Genomic DNA, 22566 nt, shown 5'->3' with positions numbered 1-22566 from the left:
TGGTCACTGCGCAGTCTTGTCCCTTGACGGGCCCTTTCGTTTGAAGGCGGTCCGGGTCAGAACCCGAAGCCGCCGAAGTTGCGCGGCGCCGGGTCGATCACGACCGCCTGGCCGTTGCGGACCTGCGCCACGGCGAGCGCCCGTTCGTTGGTGCCGTCGGGCAGGAAGCGGAAGACGCCGTTGACGCCCACGAAGCCCGAACGCTGGGTCAGGCCCTGCTTGGTCAGCGCGCTCGGATTGCCGGACTTCACCAGCGCGCCGATTGCCGCGATCCCGTCATAGGCGAGGCCTGCGATCGGGTGGGGCGCTTGGCCGTAAGCAGCGCTGTAGCGCGACACGAACTGCTGTTGCAGCGCCGGATCGGGCTCGGCGAACCAGCCGCCCTGAGTGCCCGGCAGCGACAGCGTCGCCGGCGGAATGTCCCAGCGGGTCAGGCCGATATATTGCGTCATCTGCGGGGTCACACCCTGCTCGCCCATCAGCTGCGTGAGCAGCGGCAGCGCGCCTGCGGTATCGGCCGTCAGGAACAGCGCATCGACGTCACCGGACTTCACGCGGCTTGCGATCTGCGGCGTCGCATCGACCACGCCCTGCTGCGAGAACGGGTAGGAGGCCACGCCTGCGAGCGAAGCGCCCGAGCGTGCGACCGCGGTCTGGATCGCCTGTGCGCCGATCTCGCCCGCAGTGGTCTGCTCATGCACGACCATGATCCGCTTCTTGCCCTGACGTGTCGCGAAGCTCACGAGGCGGTTGGCGGTGTTCTGGAAGGTCGGGCCGAGCACGAAGACGTTGCCGCCCGCGACGTTGGTGTTGTTCGAAAACGCAAGCACGTTGATGTTGCGCGAGGCGACCGCAAGACCTGCGGCATTCGCCGATTGCGCATAGACCGGGCCGAGGATGATCTTGGCGCCCTCGTCGGCGGCCTTGGTGGCCATCGCGGCCGCTTGCTGCGGATTGCCGGCGGTGTTGTAGACCTGCAGGTCGATCCGTGCGCCTTGCAGATCCTGAATCGCGAGATTTGCCGCATTCTGCAGCGCCCGCGCGAGCGTCTCGTCGCCAGCGTTGCCGGAACCGGCCGGAACCAGAAGCGCGACCTTGACCGGTGCGCTGGTGTCGATCTTCTGACCGGAATTGCCCATCGGCCCCGGCTGACAGGCCGCAAGCCAGACCAATGCGAGGAGGGCTGCGATTCGCGCGGCGAGGGCGCGGGGGTTACGAATGAGATTAAACATGATACGTCCTTTTGGGCGTTGGCGTCCGGTCCGGGCACTGAAGCAACGCCTGCGAACCGCGAGGAAATGACGCGGTCGAGACTACGCACAAGCAGGCGTGAAGTAAACGTTCCACACAAGTGATGAGGCGGGCGATGGGCGAGGGTGTTGTATCTGATGCAAACGCGGAAAATAAGGGAACCAGGAGTGTTCCGGCGCCGTTAAGTCCGGGGCTTCATTTCATTGCCACACCCATCGGAGCCGCCCGCGACATCACCTTGCGCGCCCTCGACATGCTGCGCGCAGCCGACGTTCTGGCGGCCGAGGATACGCGCAGCCTGCGGCACCTGATGGAGATCCACGGCGTGCCGCTGAACGGGCGACAGGTGCTCGCCTATCACGACCATAACGGCGCCGCGATGCGCCCGAAAATCCTCGCAGCCCTGGAGGCGGGGAAATCGGTGGTCTACGCATCCGAGGCGGGGACGCCACTGGTCGCGGATCCGGGCTATCAGCTTGGCCGCGCGGTGATCGAGGCCGGGCTGCCGCTCTATAGCGCACCGGGTCCCTCGGCGGTGCTGACGGCGCTGACTTTGTCGGGCCTGCCGACGGATCGCTTCCTCTTCGCGGGATTTGCACCGAATAGTAAAGGCGCGCGGCGCAACTGGCTCGCGGAGTTCAAGGAAATTCCGGCGACGCTGGTTTTCTATGAAAGCCCCAAACGCATTAGGGAAATGTTAGCTGACGCGGCCCATAGTCTGGGAAAAGAGAGACAAGCGGCGCTGTGCCGGGAGTTGACGAAACGCTTCGAAGAGGTCCGCCGGGGAACGCTGGAAGAGCTTGCGGAAAGCGTGGCCGAGTCGCCGGTCAAGGGCGAGATCGTCGTCGTGGTCGACAGGCCGCACGCGGTCGAAATCGACGACGCCCAACTGGAAGAGCGCCTCGAAGCGGCATTGGCGCGCGAGTCGCTTCGCGACGCGGTCGACGCCGTCGCAGGGGCGACCGGGTTGCCGCGGCGCAAGGTCTATCAGGCCGCTCTGGCCATGGAGAAAAAGAGATGAGTGGATCGCTATCATATCATTCCGGTCTCGCCGCCGAAGAGCAAGTGATGCTGCATTACGAACGGGCAGGGCGCGCGGTCTCGGAACATCGCTGGCGGGGCAAGTATGGCGGCGAGATCGATCTGATCGCACGGGAGGGCGATACCCTGATCTTCGTCGAGGTGAAAAAATCGCGCAGCCATGCCCGCGCCGCGGAACGCCTCTCGCAGCGCCAGATGCGCCGTATATGCATTTCGGTCGAAGAATATCTGATGCGACATCCCGCTCCGGCAAACTGCAATCGCAAGGTCCGGTTCGATCTCGCCCTGGTTAATGAGATCGGGGAGATCAAGGTGCTGGAGAACGCCTATTTCGGAATGTGACCGGCCCGTGGGTTGAGGTTGCATCCAGACGCGCCACATTGCATCAAGATTGCAGTCTAAAGAGGGGGCGCTGATGGGATTGAAAGTTGCGATCCAGATGGATCCGATCGAAGCGGTCAATATCGAGGCTGACAGCACGTTTCGGATCGCCGAAGAGGCGCAGGCGCGTGGGCATGAGCTTTTCTACTACACGCCGGGTCGCCTGATCTACCGCGAGGGGCACGTCTATGCGCGTGGCTGGCCTCTGGTGGTGCGGCGTGAGAAGGGCAACCACTTCACGCTGGGCGAAGAGACCGAGGTCGATCTGGGCGACTGGGATGTGGTTTGGCTGCGGCAGGACCCGCCCTTCGATATGGGCTATATCACGACGACCCATCTGCTGGAGCGGATTCACCCTGAGACGCTGGTCGTTAACGATCCTTTCTGGGTCCGCAATTCGCCCGAGAAGCTTCTCGTTCTGGATTTTCCTGACCTGACGCCGCCGACGTTGATCGCGCGCGATCTGGAGGCCATTCGGGCCTTCAAGGCGGAGCACGGCGATATCATTCTCAAGCCGCTCTACGGCAATGGCGGGGCGGGGGTGTTCCGGCTCGATCCGAACGATCGCAACCTGTCGTCGCTGCACGAGCTGTTCATCGGCATCAACAACGAGCCTCTGATCGCGCAGAAGTTCCTGCCTGCCGTTTCGAAGGGCGACAAGCGGATCATTCTCGTCGACGGCGAGCCGGTGGGCGCGATCAACCGGGTGCCGGCGGCGGGCGAGACGCGGTCCAACATGCATGTCGGCGGACGGCCCGAGAAAGTCGAGCTGACCGCGCGCGATCGCGAAATCTGCGAGCGGATCGGCCCGTATCTGCGTGAGAAGGGGCAGATCTTCGTCGGCATCGACGTGATCGGCGACTGGCTGACCGAGATTAACGTCACCTCGCCGACGGGCATTCAGGAGCTTGAGCGGTTCGACGGCGTGAATATCACCGCCCGCATCTGGGAGGCGATCGAAGCGAAACGGAGCTGATATGTCGATCCGGCTGGTCTTTCTCAATCTTTGGCTGCGCAGCATCGCGAAACCGATGGTGCGACGGTTCCACGGGGCTGCGCAAACGCGGCGCGCGACGGAGAGATTGGCCAGTTGGGTCGTGCGCGAGCCGACCGGGCTTTGCCGTCTCCCGACCAAGCTGGCCGGGCGCAATGCGCTGTCGCTGCGCGCGGGGCGGTCCTCGGTTGGGCGGATAATTCTCTATCTTCATGGCGGCGGTTACGTCACCGGCTCCCCGTGGATGTATCGCGGGCTCGCGGGGCGCTTGGCGAAGCTGAGCGGGCTCGAGGTGGTCGTGCCGGACTACCGCCTCGCGCCCGAGGCGCCGGTCGGTGCGGCGCTCGAGGATGCGACCGCAGCTTTCGATGCGCTGGTGGAAATGGGATACGACCCGAGCGCGATCGTTATCGCGGGCGACAGCGCGGGGGGCGGTCTGACATTGGCGCTTCTGAGCGTGCTGTGCCAGCGCGGCACGCCGCCTGCCGGGGCGATTGCCTTCTGCCCGTGGACGGACCTGACCTGTTCGGGCGAGAGCCTCCGCGTCAATGCCGCGAAGGATGCGATGCTGCCTGTGGAGCGGCTTGGCGATACTTGCGAGATGGTTCTGCGCGGGCATGACGCGGCCGATCCGCGCTTTTCGCCGCTTTTCGCGGAGTTCCCCGATCCGCCTCCGGTGCTGATCCAGCATTCGATGGGGGAGATTCTGAGCGATGACTCGCTGCGCATGGCAGAGCGGCTGCGCAGCTTCGACGCGGATGTCACGGTGCAAAGCTGGCCCGACGCGCCGCATGTCTGGCAATTCTTCGACGGTCGGGTGCCCGAGGCGCGCGCGGCGCTGGAGGATGCGGCAGCGGCGGCGCGCCGGATGCTCAGCCTGCCACCGCGCTGAGCCGATAGCTCAATGCCTCGGCGATATGGGGCTGGCGCACGTGCTCGGCATGGTCGAGATCGGCGATGGTGCGCGCAACCCGCAGAACCCGGTGGTAGCCGCGCGCCGATAGTCCGACCCGCTCCGCCATTCGGGCCAATAAATCTCGCCCCTGTGCATCCGGCGTCGCGATGTCTTCCAGCAACTGCCCTTCGGCTTCGGCATTAACGCGGATCGCGGGGTGATCCGCGAAGCGCTGGGCTTGTCGCTCGCGCGCTTCCGCGACGCGGGCCGCGACCTCGGTGGAGCTGTCGCCGGAGGCTGGCAGGTCGAGGTCGGCATAGCGCACCGGGGGCACCTCTATTCGTAGGTCGAACCGGTCCATCAGAGGTCCTGAAATCCGCCCCAGATAGTCGTCGCCGCAGCCGGGCGCGCGGGCGCAGGCGCGCTCCGCATCGCCGAGATATCCGCATTTGCACGGATTCGCCGCCGCGATCAGCAGGAAGCGGCAGGGATAGCGGGTATGGGCGTTCGCGCGCGAGACGACAACTTCGCCGGTCTCGATCGGCTGGCGCAGGGTCTCCAGCACGGCGCGGGGAAATTCGGGGAACTCGTCCATGAACAGCACGCCATTATGGGCGAGGCTGACCTCGCCGGGGCGGGCGCCACGCCCGCCGCCGATCATCGCGGCCATCGAAGCGGTGTGATGCGGTTCGCGAAAGGGGCGCGTGCGCGAGATGCCGCCCTCGGCCAGCAGCCCCGACAGCGATTGGATCATCGAGGTTTCCAGCATCTCCTCGGGTCGCATCTCGGGCAGGATCGAGGGCAACCGCGCGGCCAGCATGGATTTGCCCGAGCCGGGCGTGCCGATCATCATCAGGTGGTGGCGTCCGGCAGCGGCGATCTCCAGCGCGCGTTTGGCTCGTTCCTGACCCTTCACATCGCGCAGGTCGCGCGGATGCGGTGCGTCCCGGACGAGACCCGGGCGGGCGGGCTCCAGCGGCAGGCGACCGCTGAGATGGTCGATCGCGGCGCCGAGCGTCTCCGGCGCCGTCACCTCGGCCGCACCGACCCAGGCCGCCTCCGCCCCCGAGCCCTTCGGGCAGATCAGCCCCTTGTCCTGCGCGGCGGCCGCCATCGCGGCGGGCAGGGCACCCGCGACAGGCAGGAGCCGCCCGTCGAGCGACAGCTCCCCCACGGCGACCAGCGCCTCGATCCGGTCGCGCGGCACGACCCCGATCGCGCCCAGCAGCGCCAGCGCGATGGGCAGGTCGAAATGCGAGCCCTCTTTCGGCAGGTCGGCAGGCGAGAGGTTCACGGTGATCTTCTGCATCGGCAGTGCGATCCCCAGCGCGCCGAGCGCCGCGCGCACCCGTTCGCGCGCCTCGGACACAGCCTTGTCGGGCAGGCCTACGACCGCGAAGCCGGGCATGCCTTCGGAGAGCGCGCATTGCACCTCCACGAGGCGGGCCTCCACCCCCTCGAACGCGACCGTATAGCTCTGGCTGACCATCGGCTCTCCTGCGCCTCTTCCCCGAGGGGTAGCGCAGCCGTGGTTTAGGAATGGTTAACGGGTGTAGGGGCGGGCACCGCGTCCTTCGCCCCTCGACTCGGAGACGGATGCGCCGCTCGAAACATCAGTGGAAATAGAGGGATAAAGGTGCAATTCCTGCATATCTGCACAGCCATCGCTTCAGTTTCGCGCACAAGATCAACATGTTGCGTTACAGTCGCTCAAGTGTCCGTGAGCACGCTTATGATATGCGGTGCTCAAGAAGGAGTGATGGCCTTCCCGTAGCGGCATGAATTTCTTCCATTTTTCGCTTGAAAACGTCGTCAAGTGCGCCACGCGCACAAAGTTTCAGGCAAAATTCAACATTTCCGTGAGGAACCAAAACATGTCATTCGCATTGGGTGGGCAAAGCAGCCACCCAATTCAAGGTTGCGCCGGTTTGGGCTGGACACCCCAGGGAGATTGTAAATGGCACTCGATGGTATGACCGATGAAACCCTGCCACGCCAAGCAATGCGGGCAGAGTTCCTGGATGCAGAAACCGAAGCGGAACTGGCGCGAGCGTGGCGCGATAATAGGGACGAACAGGCACTGCACCGGCTTGTGACAGCCTATATGCGCCTCGCGATCTCGATGGCCTCGAAGTTCCGCCGCTACGGCGCCCCGATGAACGATCTGATCCAGGAAGCCTCACTTGGTCTGATGAAAGCCGCCGACAAGTTCGATCCGGAACGTGGTGTGCGGTTCTCGACCTATGCAGTGTGGTGGATAAAAGCCTCGATCCAGGAATTCGTAATGCGCAACTGGTCGATGGTGCGCACCGGGTCGACTTCCTCGCAAAAGGCGCTGTTCTTCAACATGCGCCGCGTTCAGGCCCAGCTGACCCGCGAAGCGCAGCAAGAGGGTGAGCAGCTCGACGCGATGCAGCTGCGTCAGCGCGTGGCCGAAGTGATCGGCGTGCCGCTATCGGATGTCGAGATGATGGAAGGCCGCCTGTCCGGCTCCGACTTCTCGCTCAACGCAACGCAGTCCAGCGAAGACGAAGGCCGCGAATGGGTCGATACGCTGGAAGATGACGGCGCGAGCCCTGAGGAAACCGTGGCCGACAGCCATGACGGTCAGACGATGAAAGTCTGGCTGGGCGAGGCGATGGGCCGTCTGACCGACCGCGAAGCCTATATCGTCCGCGAGCGTCGTCTGATCGAAGATCCGCGCACTTTGGAAAGCCTCGGTGAAGAGTTGGGGCTTTCGAAAGAGCGTATTCGTCAGCTCGAAGCGCAGGCTTTCGGCAAGATGCGCAAATCGCTTGAAACCCATCAGGGCGAGGTGCAAAGCTTCTTCGTATGAAGAAGTTTCTTGCCGCGCTTTGCCTGCTGTCACTGACCGGTCCCGCCTTTGGCGCGGAAATATCGCCCGCCCAGCTGGATACGCTGTCGGGCGATATTGTCGTTCTGGGAGAGATTCACGACAACCCGACCCATCACCTCAATCAGGCGCGCGCGATCAAGGCGCTGAAGCCCGCCGCCGTGGTGTTCGAGCAATTGACGCCCGAGCAGGCGGCGAAAATCACGCCGGCGCTTTTGAAGGATGAGGGCGCGTTGGAAAAGGCGCTGGACTGGGACAATTCGGGCTGGCCCGATTTCGCGATCTATTATCCGATTTTCGCCGCTTTGGGCGATGCGAAGGTCTATGGCGCCGCGCAGCCGCGCGACACCGTGCGCGCCGCGATGACCAAGCCGCTGCCGGAGGTGTTCGGAAAGGACGCCGCACGCTACGGGCTCGATCAAGCCTATCCGGAAGACCTGCAGGCCAAGCTGGAAGCGGAGTCGCAGGAGGATCACTGTAACGCGCTGCCGCCCGATCTGCTGCCCGGCATGGTCGCGGCGCAACGCTTCCGCGATGCAGCGTTTGCGCGGGTCGCGCTTGAGGCGCTGAAGGAGACCGGCGGGCCGGTCGCGGTCATCACCGGATCTGGCCACGCGAAGACCGACCTCGCCGTGCCCGCGCTTCTGCGCAAAGCCGACCCGGACGCGAAGGTCGTGGCGATCGGTCAGATCGAGGCGGAGCCGGGCACCGATCCCGGCACGCAGCCCTTTGACGACTGGATCATCACGCCCCCGACCGAGCGCGCCGATCCCTGCGCCGCATTCAAGTGATCCTTGCGCCAATGCGCCCCGGCGCTTAGACCATCTGAGAGAGTTTCACGGAGAGGCAAATGCTTGCGGGCAAACGCATCCTGTTGATCATCGGCGGCGGTATCGCAGCCTTCAAGGCGCCCGAGCTGATCCGTCTGCTGCGCGGGGCGGGGGCCTCGGTGAGCCCGGTCCTGACCAAGGCCGGGGCCGAGTTCGTGACGCCGCTGACCGTCTCCTCGCTCGCGGGCGAGGCGGTTCATTCCGACCTCTTCGATCTGACGCATGAATCCGAGATCGGTCATATCCAACTGTCGCGCGCCGCCGATCTGGTGGTCGTCGTGGCGGCCACAGCCGATCTGATGGCGAAGATGGCGAACGGTCTGGCCAATGATCTCGCCTCGACCCTGCTGCTTGCCACAGACAAACGCGTGCTGATCGCGCCCGCGATGAATGTGCGGATGTGGGAGCACCCCGCAACGCAGCGCAATATCGCGACGCTCAAATCCGATGGCGTGATCTTTGCGGGCCCGACTGAGGGCGACATGGCCTGTGGGGAGTTCGGCGAGGGCCGGATGATCGAACCCGAGGCGATCCTTGCTGCGATCGATACCGCACTGTCGGACGGTCCGCTGAAAGGCCGCCATATCCTCGTGACGTCGGGGCCCACCCATGAACCGATTGACCCGGTGCGCTATGTTGCGAACCGCTCCTCGGGCGCGCAGGGCACGGCGATTGCCGCGGCGCTGCGGGACCTCGGTGCGACTGTCACCTTCGTCACCGGCCCCGCGACGGTCGCGCCGCCTGCGGGCGTGCGGGTGATCAAGGTCGAGACCGCGCGCGAGATGCTGGACGCGGTGCAGACCGCGCTGCCTGCCGAAGCGGCGATTTTCGCTGCCGCCGTGGCCGATTGGCGCGTGGCGAACGCGGCCGAGCGGAAGATGAAGAAGGACGGTACCGGCGCGCCGCCCGCGCTCGAATTCGTCGAGAACCCGGACATCCTCGCCACCGTCTCGAAGATGGGCGAAGGGCGCCCGGGTCTCGTGGTGGGCTTCGCGGCCGAGACCCATGACGTCGCGCGGTTTGCGGCCGATAAACGCGCGCGCAAGGGCTGCGACTGGATCGTCGCCAATGACGTGAGCCCCGCGACCGGGATCATGGGCGGAACCGAGAACGCGGTGACGATCATCGACGAGACCGGCGCGGAAAGCTGGGACCGGATGGGCAAGCAAGAGGTCGCGCGGCGGTTGGCTGCGCGCATCGCAGAAAGCTTGGGCGCGGCTGGCGCCTGAGGGACGCTCCGCGGGGGATATTTATGCCAAGCCGAAACGAAGCGCACCTCTTTCGGCTTGGTCCAAATATCCCCGCCGGAGGCATCCGCATTTGACGCCCGCGCGACATCGGGCAGGAGAGAGACACGTGAGCACACCGATCATCAAGGTTCTGCGCGAAGACTGGGCCGATCCCGAGATCGCCCTGCCGCGCTATGAGACCCACGGCGCCGCCGGGGCCGATCTGCGCGCTAATCTCGCCCCCGAGGATCGAGAAGGGGGCATAACGCTCGCCCCGATGCAGCGCGCGATCATCCCGACCGGGCTGCGCGTCGAGATCCCCGAAGGGTTCGAGATGCAGATTCGGCCGCGCTCGGGGCTGGCGCTGAAACACGGGATCAGCCTGCCCAACACGCCCGGCACGATCGACGCCGATTATCGCGGGCCGCTGGGTGTGCTGCTGATCAATCTTGGCACCGAGCCCTACCTGATCGAGCATGGTGCCCGCATCGCGCAGGCGATCGTCGCCCCGGTGGTGCAGGCGCGCTTCGAGGTCACGGACGCTCTGGGCGACACCGCACGGGGCGCAGGCGGCTTCGGCTCGACCGGCAAGGGCTGAGGCATGCTCGGGCTGGTTCTGATGGCGGCGATCGTGGGGCTCGGGCTGGTGCTCAAGGCCTCCGCGCGTGCGATCTTCGGGATGCTCGTGCTGATCTGGGCGGCTTTGGTGATCGCGCATCTGCCCATCCCCGGATTTGGGCCGCTGGGGCGCGTTCTGGGCGGTTCGCTTGCGGGTTGGATTGGCCTCGGTGTCGTCGTCGCGCTGGTGCTGATCTATCGCCGGATGCTCGGGGCGATCCGGGCGAAGGCCGAGGTGAAGGAGCCCGAAGCGCCCGCGCCCAAACCGGGCAGCTTTTCCGAGGCCGAACTGGATCGCTATGCGCGCCACATCATGCTGCGCGAGATCGGCGGGCCGGGGCAGAAGCGCCTCAAGCAGGCTAAGGTTCTGGTGGTCGGGGCCGGGGGGCTCGGTTCGCCTGCGCTTTTGTATCTCGCCGCGGCCGGGGTGGGGCGGATCGGGGTCGTGGATGACGATATCGTCTCGAACTCCAACCTGCAGCGGCAGGTGATCCATCGCGATGCCGATCTCGGGATGCCCAAGGTCTTCTCTGCGCAAAAGGCGATGCTGGCGCTCAACCCGCATATCGAGGTGCTGCCCTATAACCGTCGCCTGAGCGCCGAGGATGCCGAGGGGCTGGTCGCCGAATATGACCTCGTCCTCGACGGGACCGACAATTTCGACACGCGCTATCTGGTGAATGCGGCCTGCGTGGCGACCGGCACGCCGTTGATTTCCGGCGCGATCACGCAATGGGAAGGGCAGCTGTCGCTCTACGATCCGGCGAAGGATGCGCCCTGCTATGCCTGCGTCTTCCCCGAAGCGCCGGCTGCCGGGCTTGCGCCCACCTGCGCCGAGGCGGGCGTGGTCGGCGCGTTGCCGGGGGTGGTGGGCTCGATGATGGCGACCGAGGCGATCAAGGAGATCACCGGCGCGGGCCAATCCGCGCGTGGGCGGTTGATGATCTATGACGCGCTTTGGGGCGAGAGCCGCCAGTTCGGCGTCAAACGGCGCGCCGATTGCGCGGTTTGCGGAGAAGTTCACGGGGCGGGGGATGGTCAATCCTGAGCACGCGCCCTAGCTTGCGATGCAAAGGAGACCCGCCATGACCAACCCGCTTCTCGCCGACTGGACCGGCCCCTACGAACTCCCGCCCTTCGCGCAGATTTCCGACGCCGATTTTGCGCCTGCGTTCGACGCGGCGCTGGCCGAGGCACGCGCCAATATCGCGGCGATCGCGGACTCGCCCGACGCCCCCACATTCGCCAATACGATCGAGGCGATGGAGCTTGCGGAAGAGGCGCTCGAAAAGGTCGCGGGCGTGTTCTACAACCTCGCCGGCGCCGATGCGACGCCCGCGCGGCAGGAGCTGATGCGCGATCTGGCCCCGAAGCTCGCGGCCTTTTCCTCCGAGATCACGATGAACACCGCGCTGTTCGGGCGGATCGACCAGCTGTGGCAGAGCCGCGAGAGCCTCGGACTTGGCCCGGAGCAGGCGCGGCTTCTGGAGCAATATTACCAGATGTTCACCCGGTCGGGCGCAGCGCTGGAAGGGGACGCGGCCGAACGGATGCGCGAGATCAAGCAGCGCTTCGCCTCGATCACCACGCAGTTCAGTCAGAACCTGCTGGCCGACGAGAGCGGCTGGTTCCGCCCGCTGGCCGAGGACGAGCTGGAAGGTTTGCCTGACTTCGTGATCGACACTGCCCGCGCGGCGGGCAAGGAGCGCGGGCAGGACGGTCCGGTGCTGACGCTCTCGCGCTCGCTGATCGTGCCTTTCCTGCAGTTTTCGCCCAATCGCGAGCTGCGGCGCATCGCCTATGAAGCCTGGACGTCGCGCGGGGCGAACGGGGGCGAGACCGACAATCGCGAGATCGCCGCCGAGGTGCTGAGGCTTCGCGAGGAACGCGCGAAGCTTCTGGGCTATGACAGTTTCGCCGCCTACAAGCTGGAGCCCGAGATGGCCAAGACGCCCGAAGCGGTGCGCGGTCTTCTGATGCGCGTCTGGGAGCCTGCGAAGGCTGCCGCCGAGGCGGATGCCGCGAAGTTGGCCGAGATGATGCATGCCGACGGGATCAACGGCGATCTGGAGCCGTGGGACTGGCGCTACTATGCCGAGAAGCGCCGCGTGGCCGAGCATGATTTCGATGAGGGGCAGATCAAGCCCTACCTCTCGCTCGACGCGATGATCGGGGCTGCTTTCGATACGGCGAACCGCCTCTTCGGGCTGGAGTTCAAGGAGATCGACGGGCCGTTCTATCACCCTGACGTGCGCGGCTGGGAGGTTTCGCGCGGGGGCGAAGTGCTGGCCGTGTTCCTCGGCGATTATTTCGCGCGCGGCTCGAAACGCTCGGGGGCGTGGTGCTCGGCGATGCGCTCGCAGCGCAAGCTCGGCGGCGCGCCCGTGCCGATCGTGGTGAACGTGTGCAACTTTGCCAAGGGCGATCCGGCGCTGCTCAGCCATGACGACGCGCGCACGCTGTTCCATGAATTCGGCCATGCGCTGCACCAGATGCTGTCGGATGTGACCTATCAGTTCCTCTCGGGCACCTCGGTCGCGCGCGATTTCGTGGAACTCCCGAGCCAGCTTTACGAGCATTGGCTCGACGTGCCCGAGACGCTGGAAAAACACGCGCGCCATTACAAGACCGGCGAGCCGATGCCGATGGAGCTGCGCGAGAAGCTGAAAGGGGCCGCCACCTTCGATCAGGGTTTCTCGACGGTGGAATATCTGGGCTCGGCGCTGGTCGATCTGGCCTTCCACGAGAGCGCAGCCCCCGAAGATCCGATGGCGAAACAGGCCGAGGTGCTGCGCGAGATCGGCATGCCGCATGCGATCCGGATGCGCCACGCGACGCCGCATTTCGCCCATGTCTTCTCGGGCGACGGCTATTCGTCTGGTTATTACAGCTACATGTGGTCCGAGGTGATGGATGCCGATGCGTTCGAGGCTTTCGAGGAAGCAGGCGACGTGTTCGACCCGGAAACGGCGGCGAAGCTCGAACGCTTCGTGCTGTCGGCAGGCAATTCGCGGCCGCCGGAGGAGCTTTACACCGAGTTCCGGGGCAAGATGCCCGGTGTGGAGCCGCTTCTTAAGGGCCGCGGGCTGCTTGATCCCGCTGCCTGAGCGGGTGGTGATGCCGGAGCCTCCGGCGGGAGTATTTTGGGCCAGATGAAGGGGAGGCGCTTTTCCTCTTGGCCAAAATATCCCGGGGGGCGGCGTAAGCCGCGGGGGCAGAGCCCCCTTTCGCGCTCAGCCGCGATAGACATCCTTGTGGATGATGACGTCGGCCTGCGGATAGGCTTCGACGATGGCGCGTTTGAGCGCGGCGCCGATGTCATGGGCCTCTTCCAGCGTCTGATCCCCGTCGAGTTCGATATGCAGGTTCACGAAGATCTGTGCCCCTGCCGTCCTGGTCTTGAGATCGTGGAAGCCGCGCACGCCGGGCCAGTCGCGGGCGATCTTGGCGATTCCTTCGATTACGTCGTCAGGGGCCGCGCGGTCCATCAGGGCGTGCCATGCGCCAATGAAGATCTTCGCCGCGCCGAAAAGCATGATCGCGGCGGCGATCAGCGCGACGATGCTGTCCACGTCGCCCCAGCCGAACGCATGCGAGAGCCAGAGCGCGAGGATCGCGCCCAGCGTCGGCAGCAGGTCGCCCACATAGTGCAGCCGGTCGGCGGCGACGACCTTGTTGCCGGTCTTGCGCGCCACGCGGCCCTGCCACCAGATCAGGCCGAAGGTAATCACCGCAGAGGCGACCATGACCGCGATGCCGAGCCCCTCGGCAGCAAGCGGAGGCGGAGAGGGGGCCAGCAGGCGCTGAACGCCGGTGATGCCGATCGTGATGCCCGCGCCCAGCACGATCAGCGCCTGACCGAGGGCTGCGAGGTCTTCGGCCGAGCTATGCCCGAAGGCGTGATCGTCATCTGCGGGTTTCGCGGCATAGAGAATCGCGAGCAGCCCCGCGCCCGAGATCAACAGGTCCACCGCGCTGTCGGCGAGCGACGCGCCCACGGAGAGCGCGCCGGTCTGCCATAGCGCCCAGGCCTTGATCGCCACGAGCAGTGCTGCGGTGCCGACCGAGGCCAGACCCGCCGAGGTGTTCATCCGGTGTTCGTTTTCGCTATAGGCCATCGCTGCCGTCTCTACCTTTGCGCCGATCCTCTAGCGCAGGTGAGCGTCTCAGTCACGGGTCTCGTCGGGGTCGACGCCCCAGATTTCGGTTTTCGGCAACCAGCCATCCGCGCCAGAGCCTTCGATTTCGCACCAATCGTGGGTGCAGGCGCCGAGGCCCGCGATCGCGCCGGCCTGCGCCTTGGCGGTGACTGCGGATTTCGGGTCGGGACGGGCGTGGAGCGACACCATGTCCTGCATGACGATCACGTTGCGCACGCCCGAGATCAGCGTGTAGTGAATCCAGCCGCCCTGACCTTCGTTATCCTCGACCCGCCGCCAATGGCCGAATTCGGCGGTGACTTTCAGCGGCATGCCGGGATGGGTGAAGACCCAGTCGATCCGGTGCGAGAGCGAGGGCCCGCGACGCACATTGCCCTTGGAGCCTTTCAGCGAGACATAGCGCGGGATCGGCAGGTGGGTGACCGGGCCGCGGCGCTGGGGTTTCGCCAGTTGCACGTCGGGGCCGTTGGGGGCGGGCTTGGCCGCGGGCTTCGCTTGTGGCTTGGTGGTCTGGCTGGTTGCTGCGGGCTGAGCGGCGGGGGCGTTTGATTTCGACTGCGCGCCCGAGGCATTGCCCGACACGCTCCAGATTGCGCCGACCAGAATCGCAATTGAGGATACCGCCGCGAGGATTTTGCTGCCCGTCATCGTCCGCCTCATATCCCGGCCCGCCCGCTGGCTGATCCGCGGGTCTGCAACATCCGGCGCGCAATAAAATTGCGCTCCCATGTCGATTTCGGCCATTACTGCTCTTGCCGGGCCTTGTGCCTGCCCGCGTTGAGGGGCAGTTTGCATCCAACCGCCCCGCGATGGAAGAGAGGAGAGGACCGAGATGCCTGCACCGCGCCTGAGTGTTGTCGTGACGCGACGCCTGCCCGAGGTCGTCGAGACCCGGATGAAGGAATTGTTCGAGGTCGAGCTCAATCACGACGATCGCAAGATGAGCCGGGAGGAGCTGGTCGAAGCAATGAAACGTGCCGACGTCCTCGTGCCCTGCGTGACCGACCGGATCGACGCGTCGATGATCTCGCAGGCCGGCGAGCGTCTGAAATTGATTGCGAATTACGGTGCCGGGGTCGATCACATTGACGTTTCCTCGGCGCGTCAGCGTGGGGTGCTGGTGTCGAACACGCCGGGCGTCGTCACCGACGATACGGCGGATATGACCATCGCGCTGATGCTGGCGGTGACGCGGCGCATTCCCGAAGGGCTTGCGCATATGCAGGCGGGCAATTGGGAGGGCTGGGCGCCCACCGCTTTCATGGGCCATCGCATCGGCGGTAAGCGGCTGGGCATTCTCGGCATGGGCCGGATCGGTCAGGCGGTGGCGCGGCGCGCCAAGGCCTTCGGGATGCAGATCCACTATCACAACCGGACCAAGGTTCATCCCGATATCGAGGAGGAGCTGGAGGCGACCTACTGGGACAGTCTCGACCAGATGGTGAGCCGGATGGACGTGATCTCGGTGAACTGCCCGCACACGCCCTCGACCTTCCATCTGCTCAATGCGCGGCGGCTGAAGATGCTCAAGCCCGAGGCGGTGATCGTGAATACCTCGCGGGGCGAGGTGATCGACGAGAACGCGCTGACACGGGCGTTGCGCGCGGGCGAGCTGGCCGGTGCCGGTCTCGACGTGTTCGAGCACGGCGCAGAGGTCAATCCGCGGCTGCGCGAGCTGTCGAACGTGGTGCTGTTGCCGCATATGGGCTCGGCTACGGTCGAAGGGCGCGTCGAGATGGGCGAGAAAGTTCTGGTCAACATCAAGACCTTCGCCGACGGGCACCGCCCGCCGGATCTGGTCGTGCCGTCGATGACCTGATCCGCGCGAAACTGTTTTGAGGCCCCGGTGAGATCCGGGGCCTTTTCATTTGGGCTTCGGTTGAGTCGGGCCAGCAATGACGAAAGGCCCCGGGACACGCCCGGGGCCTTCGCTGGGAGCAGGGGCTGCCCCCGGCTCTCCGTCACATCATCCGAAGATTACTTCGCTTCGTATTTCGGAAGCTTCTTCAGTTGCTCTTCGGTCAGACCGGTATGCACGGTGATCGAGGTGTCGTTCTGCAGAACGGTCAGCTCGCTCGCCTTGATTTCGACCGGCTTGGCGCCAATGCCGAGGAAGCCACCCACGTCGATCACGACGCCCGAGACTTTACCGTCATTGCCCTGAACCAGCTCGGACACGTCGCCGACCTTGTCGTCGTTCGGGCCATAGACGCCTTCACCACGCAGCGTGTCGGGAGCGACCGAAGCGATATCGACTTTCTGGCCGTCTTCCTGGTCAGCTTGACCCATGGTGCCCACGGCAGCGGCAGTGCTGTCGACGGCGTCGTCGATCGCGTTGCCGGTCTCGTTCGCGGCTTCCTTGGTCGCTTCGCCAGCGTTGTCAGCCGCGTTCTCGACGGCTTGGCCAGTCGCGTTTGCAGCTTCCTTGGTGTTCTGAGCGGCGTCTTTCGCCATCTCTTCGGTCTTGTCGCCAGCGTTGTTCATCGCCTGCTCGGTTTCCTGCGCGGCGTTCTGAGCAGCGTCGGCAGTGTTCTCGGCGGCGTTGTCCATCGCTTCGCCTGCGTTGTCGGCAGCCTGAGCGGTCTTGTCGGCAGCTTCGTTCGCAGCGGCGCCTGCAGCAGCGGCGGTCGCGGTGGCAGCGGCTTCGGCGTTGTCACCAGCCTCATCCATCTTCTGCGACGCGTCGGCGTCCTGCATATCTTCGCCGTTGCCGTTCATGTCGCCATTGGCATCCGCGCTGAACGCAGTCTGCATTTCGGCGTCATATTTCGGCGCTTGGTCCAGCTGGTCCTTGCTGCCCTGAGCGACGACAAAATAGGAATTGTCGGTGTCGCCATCGGGGATCAGGTTGAGCGAATCCATCGAGATCGCGACGGTTTTCTCGCCAATGCCGAGGAAACCACCCACGTCGACGAGCACGGCATCGACTTCGCCATTGGTGCCGATCACGACGTCGCTGACTTCGCCAACGTCATCCCAGCTGTCCTGCGCTTCGTTGATCGCGGTCTTCGCGTCGACCTTGTCCTTCGAGATGTAAACGCGCTTGCCCATGAGGCCCGAAGCGTTGAAGGAATCCGGAATCGACTTCATGAACATGTCGCCCGACATGTTGGCCGAAGCATTTGCGTTGGCTTCAGCCGTCGCGTTGGCGTTTGCTTTGTCTTCGGCATGTGCAGGCAGGGCAAGCATCAGGCCGATGGCGGTAGTGGTGATGAGCTTTTTCATATCTCGTCTCCCTTTCGTTTTACGTGAGGCGCGTCGGTCCCGTTTTCGGTTTCCCCGGCCTCTGATGGTCTGAAAACTGGTGAAACGGCGCACAGTTCCTGTGCAAATGGGGGAAAAATTTTTACAAATCATGGGAACAAAACACGGATTCGCGACTCGCCTCACGGAAGCGTCATCGCGGGGTTTGCGCACATCCAATGGGGCTTGAGCTTTCATAATCGGGTCCCGCCAAGCAGGCGCCGCGCCCCCAAAGCGCCGCGCGTGCGCTTTTGTCGTTTTTGTCGCGCGAATGTCGCCCGGATCGGATTGCATTTGCGATTATGAGGGTCAATCTGCCCCTACGTCCGTATCGGCAAGGAGGCCCCGCGATGAAATCCCATGTGAAAGCTTTGGTCGTCGGTGGCGGCGCAGTCGGGTGCGGTGTCGCCTATCATCTTGCCAAGGCGGGCTGGGACACGCTGCTCATCGAGCGCGACGAGCTGACCTCGGGCTCGACCTGGCACGCGGCGGGGCTACTGCCGCTGTTCAACATGAGCTACGCGACGACCCACATCCACAAATACTCGGTCGATTTCTACAAGACGCTGGAGGCCGAGACCGGTTTGAACGCGGGCTTCGCGATCGTGGGCAACCTGCGCATGGCGCAGACGCAAGAGCGGATGGACGAGTACAAGCTCTATTCCTCCGTCGCCGAGACCGCGGATGTCTATCACGAGTTCCTCACGCCTGCGCAGATGAAGGAGCGCTGGCCGCTTCTGAACACCGAAGACCTCAAGGGCGCGCTGTTCCACCCGCAGGACGGCTATATCAACCCCGCGGACGTGACGCAGGCGATGGCCAAAGGCGCGCGCCAGCACGGCGCCGAGATCGCGCGCAAGCTGCAGGTCAACGCCTATCGCTGGACCGGCTCGGAATGGGTCGTCACGCTCGAGAAGATGGTCGAGAAGGGCGGCAACCTCGTCGGCTCCGGCGAAGAGATCGAGATCCGCGCCGAGCATGTCGTGACCTGCACCGGCAACCACGCGCAGCGCACCGCGCGCCTGCTGGGCATCAAGATCCCCGCGATCCCGGTCGAACACCAGTTCATCGTGACCGACGCAGACCCGGCGCTGGTGAAATGGCGTGCCGAGGGCAATCCCGAGCACCCGGTGCTGCGCGATGCCGATGCGAAATGGTATGTCCGCGAAGAGCGCGGCGGCTGGATCCTCGGCCCCTATGAGCGCAATGCGCCCGCGCGCTTCCTCTATGACGTGCCGGAGACTTTCCGCGCCGATCTGTTCCAGCTCGATCTGGAGCGTATCGAAGAAGAATACATGTCGATGATCCATCGTCTGCCGACCTCCGAGGAAGTCGGCTTGAAGGACGATTTCAACGGCCCGATCTGCTACACCCCCGACGGCAACCCGCTGGTCGGCCCCGCGCCGGGCCTGCGTAACATGTGGCTGGCGGAAGGCTTCTCCTTCGGCATCACCGCGGCTGGCGGCACCGGCTATTACCTCGCGCAGATGATGGTCGAAGGCGAAGCCGAGATCGACATGGCCTCGCTCGATCCCAAGCGCTACGGCTCGTGGATGACCACCGAATACGCGGCGCGCAAGAACGAAGAGGCCTACGAGCACGTCTTCATCCTGCACCACCCCGATGAAGAGCGCGAAGCCTGCCGTCCGCTGCGCACCGCCCCCGCCTATGATCGCCAGATCGCGGCAGGCGCGCAGATGGGCCAGACCAACGGTTGGGAACGCCCGAACTATTACGGGCCCAAGGATGCGCCTTCGAGCTTCGATCATGACAGCCGCTCGTTCCGTCGCGGGGAATGGTGGCAATACGCCAAGGACGAGGCCGAGGCGCTGCGCGACACGGCCGGTCTGATCGACGCCTCCGCCTTCACCAAGCATATGGTGCGTGGCCCCGGCGCGACCGCCTTCCTCGATGCCTTCACCTGCAACAAGCTGCCGAAAGTGGGCCGGATCAACCTGACCTACGCGCTGACCGAAGCTGGCACGACCCGCACCGAATACACGATCGTGCGTCTGGCCGAGGATGAATATTACCTGATCTCGGCGGGTGCCTGGACCGATTACGACGGCGACTTCCTGCGCAAGTCGATCGAGGATTTCCGCGCCGCGGGCGGCGACTATGTCGATTGCCACGACGTGACCACGCAATGGGGTGTCTTCGCGCTGGCGGGCCCCAATGCGCGCAAGATTCTGCAGGAGGTGGTCAAGGACGCCTATCCGGAGACGGTGCTGTCGAACAAGCGCTTCCCGTGGCTCTCGATGCGCAATATCGAGCTGGGCATGTGCCCGGTGCGCGCGGTGCGCGTGGCCTATACGGGCGAGCTGGGCTGGGAACTGCATCACCCGGTCGAATTCGGCCGCTACCTCTGGGATCTGCTGGTCGAGGCGGGCGAGAAGCACGGGATGAAGCTCGTCGGCGCGCGCGCCCAGAACTGGCTGCGTCAGGAGAAGAGCTACCGCGCCTTCGGCAACGAGCTGGGCCGCGATGCGACCCCGCAGGAAGCCGGTCTCGACCGCTTCATCGACCTCGAGAAAGAGTTCACCGGCAAGCAGGCAATGCTCGACACCGGCATCCGCTCGAAATGCGTGACGCTTCTGATCGACGGGCCAGACGATGCCGATCCTTGGGGCAAGGAAGTGATCAAACAGGATGGCGAGAAGGTCGGGCGTCTGACCTCGGGCGGCTGGTCGGTGGCCTTCGGCAAGCAGATCGGAATGGGCTATGTGCGCCCCGATCTGGCCGAGCCGGGCACCAAGCTGAGCGTACGTATCCTCGGCGCCGATTACCCGGCGGAAGTGACCGAAGACAGCCCGCACGATCCGAGCAACGCGCGAATCCGCGTCGACGGCTGAGCCTCGATTGATTGAGACCGGAGAAGGGGGGCGCTGCCCCCCTTTTCGCTGCGCGAATTCACCCCCCGGGATATTTGCGCCAAGGCGAAGGGGGAAACTCTGCGGTCTTCGCCTTGGTGAAAATATCCCGGGGGAGGCGCGCGTCTCGCGCCGGGGGCGGAGCCCCCTCAACTTTGGTCACATCACGCAGCGCCATCCCTTTGGGTTGACGCAGGTCAAGGATTTCGCCCGCGCCCCGTGTCACGCCGCGAGGGACGAAATGCGAAGGAGACCTGCGATGAGCTACAAGGCGAAAATCGACGAGATGCGCAACGAGCTACGCGTGATGAACAAGACGATACCCGACGCTGTCGGCGGTTTCGGTGTGCTGTCGAAAGCCGTGAAGGAGAACGGGCCGCTCGATGTGAAGACCAAGGAATTCATCGCGCTCGGTATGGCGGTCGTGCTGCGTTGCGAGCCCTGCATCATGTTCCATGTCGAGGCGCTGATGAAGGCGGGCGGCACGCGCGAGGAACTGGGCGACGTGCTCGCCATGGCGATCCAGATGGGCGGTGGCCCGGGGGTGATGTATGCCGGTCACGCGCTGGGCTGCTGGGATGAGCTGGCCGCCGCGAAAGGCTGAGCTGCCCCGCTCTGCGACATGTTGTCAGGCCCGCGCCGGAAAGGCGCGGGCCGTTTCGTTTCATTCACGACAAATCTAATGAAGGACAGACAGATGAAACGCATCGCTTCTCTCGCCGCCCCGTTTGCCGCTGCACTGCTGCTCGGTGCCGCTCCGGGGTTCGCGCAAACCGCCCCGGTGCCGGGGCAGGAATTCCTCCTGCAATGGGATCTCGATGGCGATGGCGGCGTCACGCTGTCCGAAGCCCGCGAGCGGCGCGGCGACATCTTTACGATGTTCGACGCGAACGAGGATGACACTTACTCCGTCGCCGAAATCGCGATGATCGACGAGCATAAGGAAATGGAACGCGAAGCCGGCAAAGGTCCGGGGCACCAGATGCCCGAGGGCATGGGGCAGGGGCCCGGCAAGCGACAGGGTCAGGGCCGCAACGCGATGCGCGCGGGCCACGATATCCCGACCGCCGAGGGGCTGCGGGCCTTCGATGCGAATGGCGACGGGGTGATCTCGCGCGCAGAATTCGTGGGTGGCACCGATCAGTGGTTCGCGATGCGCGATCGCAACGGGGATGGCGTGCTGACCCAAGCCGATTTCGGCCCCCGGAGCTGAGCGCCCCCTCTTAGGCGAAGCCTCGCCGATGTAAAAAGACGCCCGCCTGTCAGCGATGACAGGCGGGCGTTTGCATGAGAGGCTGGGAAAAAATCACGGGGGAGTGAGCATGGGGATTTCACGCAGGTTCTTCGTCTCGGGCGCAGCCTTGACCTTGGCGGGCTGCGGCGGCGCGCCAAGTGGCAAGCAGGCCAAATTGATGCGTCCGGCAGTGTTGTCGGCCTCGAACTACCGGGCGAGCGGCATTCCCGCGCGCTTCGGCGATACCGACCCGCATGATTGGGAAGGTCTGGCGCCGGCGCGGTTGCCGGTCCACGGGATCGACGCGGCGCGCTATCAGGGCGAGATCGACTGGCGCCGGGCGCGCGCGGCGGGGGTGTCCTTCGCGTGGCTCAAGGCGACCGAGGGCGGCGATCATTCCGATCCCGGTTTCCACATCAACGCCACCCGTGCGCGGGCGGCGGGCGTGCCGGTCGGGGCCTATCACTTCTATTACTTCTGCCGCTCCCCCGAAGAGCAGGCGGATTGGTATATCCGCAACGTGCCGCGCCGCCGGGGCGATCTGCCGCCCGTGCTGGATATCGAGTGGAACCACACCTCGCGTACCTGCCAGCGTCGTCCTGCGGCCCATGTCACCCGCGCCGAGATGCACCGTTTCCTCGCGGCCCTGACGCGTCATTACGGCACGCGCCCGGTGATCTACACGACGATCGATTTCTGGCGTGACAACGATCTGTCGCGCTTCTCCGGCTATGAGATGTGGCTGCGCTCGGTTACCGCGCACCCGATGGAGCGCTACCCCGGCGCCGATTGGAGCTTCTGGCAGTATAGCGGCACGGGTGTCGTGCCGGGCGTGCCGGGGAACGTGGACATGAACGCCTTCGCGGGCTCTCCGGCGGCGTGGCAAAGCTGGCTCGCCCGGCGGGCGCAGCGGGCCTGAGTATATAAAAAAGGCGGCCCCGAAAGGCCGCCTTTCCCCTGCAAGCG

20 protein-coding genes are annotated in these 22566 nt (G+C 65.0%); 15 read left to right on the top strand and 5 right to left on the bottom strand.

The window, feature by feature from the left end:
- Window positions 1-56: 56 nt before the first annotated feature.
- The gene (locus tag BMI85_RS06375) at window positions 57-1232 is read right to left on the bottom strand and encodes a penicillin-binding protein activator (protein WP_078548480.1); all 1176 of its coding nucleotides are present in this window, start codon (window positions 1230-1232) and stop codon (window positions 57-59) included.
- Window positions 1233-1366: 134 nt separating this feature from the next.
- On the opposite strand from BMI85_RS06375, the gene rsmI reads away from it, so the two are divergent.
- From rsmI to BMI85_RS06355, 4 genes are all read left to right on the top strand, one after another.
- Entirely contained in the window at window positions 1367-2272 is a 906-nt protein-coding gene (gene rsmI / locus BMI85_RS06370) for a 16S rRNA (cytidine(1402)-2'-O)-methyltransferase (protein ID WP_078548478.1), read from the top strand.
- Window positions 2269-2634, top strand: a complete 366-nt coding sequence (locus tag BMI85_RS06365) for a YraN family protein (protein WP_078548476.1) — start codon at window positions 2269-2271, stop codon at window positions 2632-2634. The genes rsmI and BMI85_RS06365 overlap by 4 nt, the downstream gene beginning before the upstream one ends.
- A 73-nt stretch (window positions 2635-2707) precedes the next feature.
- On the top strand, window positions 2708-3649 hold the full coding sequence (gene gshB / locus BMI85_RS06360; RefSeq protein ID WP_078600258.1) for a glutathione synthase: 942 nt from the start codon (window positions 2708-2710) through the stop codon (window positions 3647-3649).
- Window position 3650: 1 nt separating this feature from the next.
- Complete coding sequence (locus tag BMI85_RS06355; RefSeq protein WP_078600256.1) at window positions 3651-4559, top strand: alpha/beta hydrolase; 909 nt, start codon at window positions 3651-3653, stop codon at window positions 4557-4559.
- Here the strand turns inward: BMI85_RS06355 and BMI85_RS06350 are convergent.
- Window positions 4540-6051, bottom strand: a complete 1512-nt coding sequence (locus BMI85_RS06350; RefSeq protein WP_078600254.1) for a YifB family Mg chelatase-like AAA ATPase — start codon at window positions 6049-6051, stop codon at window positions 4540-4542. The two genes, BMI85_RS06355 and BMI85_RS06350, sit on opposite strands and share 20 nt — an antisense overlap.
- A gap of 468 nt (window positions 6052-6519) precedes the next feature.
- Here BMI85_RS06350 and BMI85_RS06345 point away from each other — a divergent pair, with 468 nt between their 5' ends.
- From BMI85_RS06345 to BMI85_RS06320, 6 genes are all read left to right on the top strand, one after another.
- Entirely contained in the window at window positions 6520-7398 is an 879-nt protein-coding gene (locus BMI85_RS06345) for an RNA polymerase factor sigma-32 (RefSeq protein ID WP_078520502.1), read from the top strand.
- Window positions 7395-8207, top strand: a complete 813-nt coding sequence (locus tag BMI85_RS06340; RefSeq protein ID WP_078600252.1) for a ChaN family lipoprotein — start codon at window positions 7395-7397, stop codon at window positions 8205-8207. The genes BMI85_RS06345 and BMI85_RS06340 overlap by 4 nt, the downstream gene beginning before the upstream one ends.
- A 59-nt stretch (window positions 8208-8266) precedes the next feature.
- Complete coding sequence (gene coaBC, locus BMI85_RS06335) at window positions 8267-9475, top strand: bifunctional phosphopantothenoylcysteine decarboxylase/phosphopantothenate--cysteine ligase CoaBC (RefSeq protein ID WP_078600250.1); 1209 nt, start codon at window positions 8267-8269, stop codon at window positions 9473-9475.
- 127 nt (window positions 9476-9602) lie between these two features.
- Window positions 9603-10073, top strand: coding sequence for a dUTP diphosphatase (dut, locus tag BMI85_RS06330; RefSeq protein WP_078600248.1), 471 nt, complete (start codon window positions 9603-9605; stop codon window positions 10071-10073).
- A gap of 3 nt (window positions 10074-10076) precedes the next feature.
- Window positions 10077-11141, top strand: coding sequence for a HesA/MoeB/ThiF family protein (locus BMI85_RS06325; RefSeq protein ID WP_078600246.1), 1065 nt, complete (start codon window positions 10077-10079; stop codon window positions 11139-11141).
- Between the two features lie 37 nt (window positions 11142-11178).
- Entirely contained in the window at window positions 11179-13200 is a 2022-nt protein-coding gene (locus tag BMI85_RS06320; RefSeq protein ID WP_078600244.1) for a M3 family metallopeptidase, read from the top strand.
- Between the two features lie 126 nt (window positions 13201-13326).
- On the opposite strand, the gene BMI85_RS06315 is transcribed toward BMI85_RS06320, so the two are convergent.
- On the bottom strand, window positions 13327-14211 hold the full coding sequence (locus BMI85_RS06315; RefSeq protein ID WP_078600242.1) for a cation diffusion facilitator family transporter: 885 nt from the start codon (window positions 14209-14211) through the stop codon (window positions 13327-13329).
- A gap of 48 nt (window positions 14212-14259) precedes the next feature.
- Window positions 14260-14901, bottom strand: coding sequence for an SH3 domain-containing protein (locus BMI85_RS06310; protein ID WP_078549772.1), 642 nt, complete (start codon window positions 14899-14901; stop codon window positions 14260-14262).
- 184 nt (window positions 14902-15085) lie between these two features.
- Here BMI85_RS06310 and BMI85_RS06305 point away from each other — a divergent pair, with 184 nt between their 5' ends.
- A complete protein-coding gene (locus BMI85_RS06305) occupies window positions 15086-16072 on the top strand; it encodes a D-glycerate dehydrogenase (RefSeq protein WP_078520495.1) in 987 nt (328 codons plus the stop codon).
- Window positions 16073-16230: 158 nt separating this feature from the next.
- On the opposite strand, the gene BMI85_RS21360 is transcribed toward BMI85_RS06305, so the two are convergent.
- Window positions 16231-17478, bottom strand: coding sequence for a PRC-barrel domain-containing protein (locus BMI85_RS21360; RefSeq protein ID WP_246832498.1), 1248 nt, complete (start codon window positions 17476-17478; stop codon window positions 16231-16233).
- Window positions 17479-17846: 368 nt separating this feature from the next.
- On the opposite strand from BMI85_RS21360, the gene BMI85_RS06295 reads away from it, so the two are divergent.
- The 4 genes from BMI85_RS06295 (at window position 17847) to BMI85_RS06280 (ending at window position 22519) form a co-directional block, all read left to right on the top strand.
- A complete protein-coding gene (locus BMI85_RS06295) occupies window positions 17847-20348 on the top strand; it encodes an FAD-dependent oxidoreductase (protein WP_078600238.1) in 2502 nt (833 codons plus the stop codon).
- Between the two features lie 277 nt (window positions 20349-20625).
- The gene (locus BMI85_RS06290) at window positions 20626-20970 is read left to right on the top strand and encodes a carboxymuconolactone decarboxylase family protein (RefSeq protein ID WP_078520492.1); all 345 of its coding nucleotides are present in this window, start codon (window positions 20626-20628) and stop codon (window positions 20968-20970) included.
- Window positions 20971-21063: 93 nt separating this feature from the next.
- Window positions 21064-21579, top strand: coding sequence for an EF-hand domain-containing protein (locus BMI85_RS06285; protein WP_168173971.1), 516 nt, complete (start codon window positions 21064-21066; stop codon window positions 21577-21579).
- A gap of 199 nt (window positions 21580-21778) precedes the next feature.
- Window positions 21779-22519, top strand: coding sequence for a GH25 family lysozyme (locus BMI85_RS06280; RefSeq protein WP_093477057.1), 741 nt, complete (start codon window positions 21779-21781; stop codon window positions 22517-22519).
- The last annotated feature ends 47 nt before the right edge of the window (window positions 22520-22566 follow it).

The organism is Thioclava sp. DLFJ4-1 (genome assembly GCF_002020145.1).
Classification (GTDB): Bacteria; Pseudomonadota; Alphaproteobacteria; order Rhodobacterales; family Rhodobacteraceae; genus Thioclava; species Thioclava sediminum.
This window is presented reverse-complemented; position numbering and strand designations above follow the sequence as displayed.

Excerpts from the sequence above, each read along its gene's own strand:
- BMI85_RS06375 (WP_078548480.1), bottom strand. The coding sequence starts at position 1,232 with ATGTTTAATCTCATTCGTAACCCCCGCGCCCTCGCCGCGCGAATCGCA.
- rsmI (WP_078548478.1), top strand. The coding sequence starts at position 1,367 with ATGGGCGAGGGTGTTGTATCTGATGCAAACGCGGAAAATAAGGGAACC.
- BMI85_RS06365 (WP_078548476.1), top strand. The coding sequence starts at position 2,269 with ATGAGTGGATCGCTATCATATCATTCCGGTCTCGCCGCCGAAGAGCAA.
- gshB (WP_078600258.1), top strand. The coding sequence starts at position 2,708 with ATGGGATTGAAAGTTGCGATCCAGATGGATCCGATCGAAGCGGTCAAT.
- BMI85_RS06355 (WP_078600256.1), top strand. The coding sequence starts at position 3,651 with ATGTCGATCCGGCTGGTCTTTCTCAATCTTTGGCTGCGCAGCATCGCG.
- BMI85_RS06350 (WP_078600254.1), bottom strand. The coding sequence starts at position 6,051 with ATGGTCAGCCAGAGCTATACGGTCGCGTTCGAGGGGGTGGAGGCCCGC.
- BMI85_RS06345 (WP_078520502.1), top strand. The coding sequence starts at position 6,520 with ATGGCACTCGATGGTATGACCGATGAAACCCTGCCACGCCAAGCAATG.
- BMI85_RS06340 (WP_078600252.1), top strand. The coding sequence starts at position 7,395 with ATGAAGAAGTTTCTTGCCGCGCTTTGCCTGCTGTCACTGACCGGTCCC.
- coaBC (WP_078600250.1), top strand. The coding sequence starts at position 8,267 with ATGCTTGCGGGCAAACGCATCCTGTTGATCATCGGCGGCGGTATCGCA.
- BMI85_RS06325 (WP_078600246.1), top strand. The coding sequence starts at position 10,077 with ATGCTCGGGCTGGTTCTGATGGCGGCGATCGTGGGGCTCGGGCTGGTG.
- BMI85_RS06320 (WP_078600244.1), top strand. The coding sequence starts at position 11,179 with ATGACCAACCCGCTTCTCGCCGACTGGACCGGCCCCTACGAACTCCCG.
- BMI85_RS06315 (WP_078600242.1), bottom strand. The coding sequence starts at position 14,211 with ATGGCCTATAGCGAAAACGAACACCGGATGAACACCTCGGCGGGTCTG.
- BMI85_RS06310 (WP_078549772.1), bottom strand. The coding sequence starts at position 14,901 with ATGACGGGCAGCAAAATCCTCGCGGCGGTATCCTCAATTGCGATTCTG.
- BMI85_RS06305 (WP_078520495.1), top strand. The coding sequence starts at position 15,086 with ATGCCTGCACCGCGCCTGAGTGTTGTCGTGACGCGACGCCTGCCCGAG.
- BMI85_RS21360 (WP_246832498.1), bottom strand. The coding sequence starts at position 17,478 with ATGAAAAAGCTCATCACCACTACCGCCATCGGCCTGATGCTTGCCCTG.
- BMI85_RS06295 (WP_078600238.1), top strand. The coding sequence starts at position 17,847 with ATGAAATCCCATGTGAAAGCTTTGGTCGTCGGTGGCGGCGCAGTCGGG.
- BMI85_RS06290 (WP_078520492.1), top strand. The coding sequence starts at position 20,626 with ATGAGCTACAAGGCGAAAATCGACGAGATGCGCAACGAGCTACGCGTG.
- BMI85_RS06285 (WP_168173971.1), top strand. The coding sequence starts at position 21,064 with ATGAAACGCATCGCTTCTCTCGCCGCCCCGTTTGCCGCTGCACTGCTG.
- BMI85_RS06280 (WP_093477057.1), top strand. The coding sequence starts at position 21,779 with ATGCGTCCGGCAGTGTTGTCGGCCTCGAACTACCGGGCGAGCGGCATT.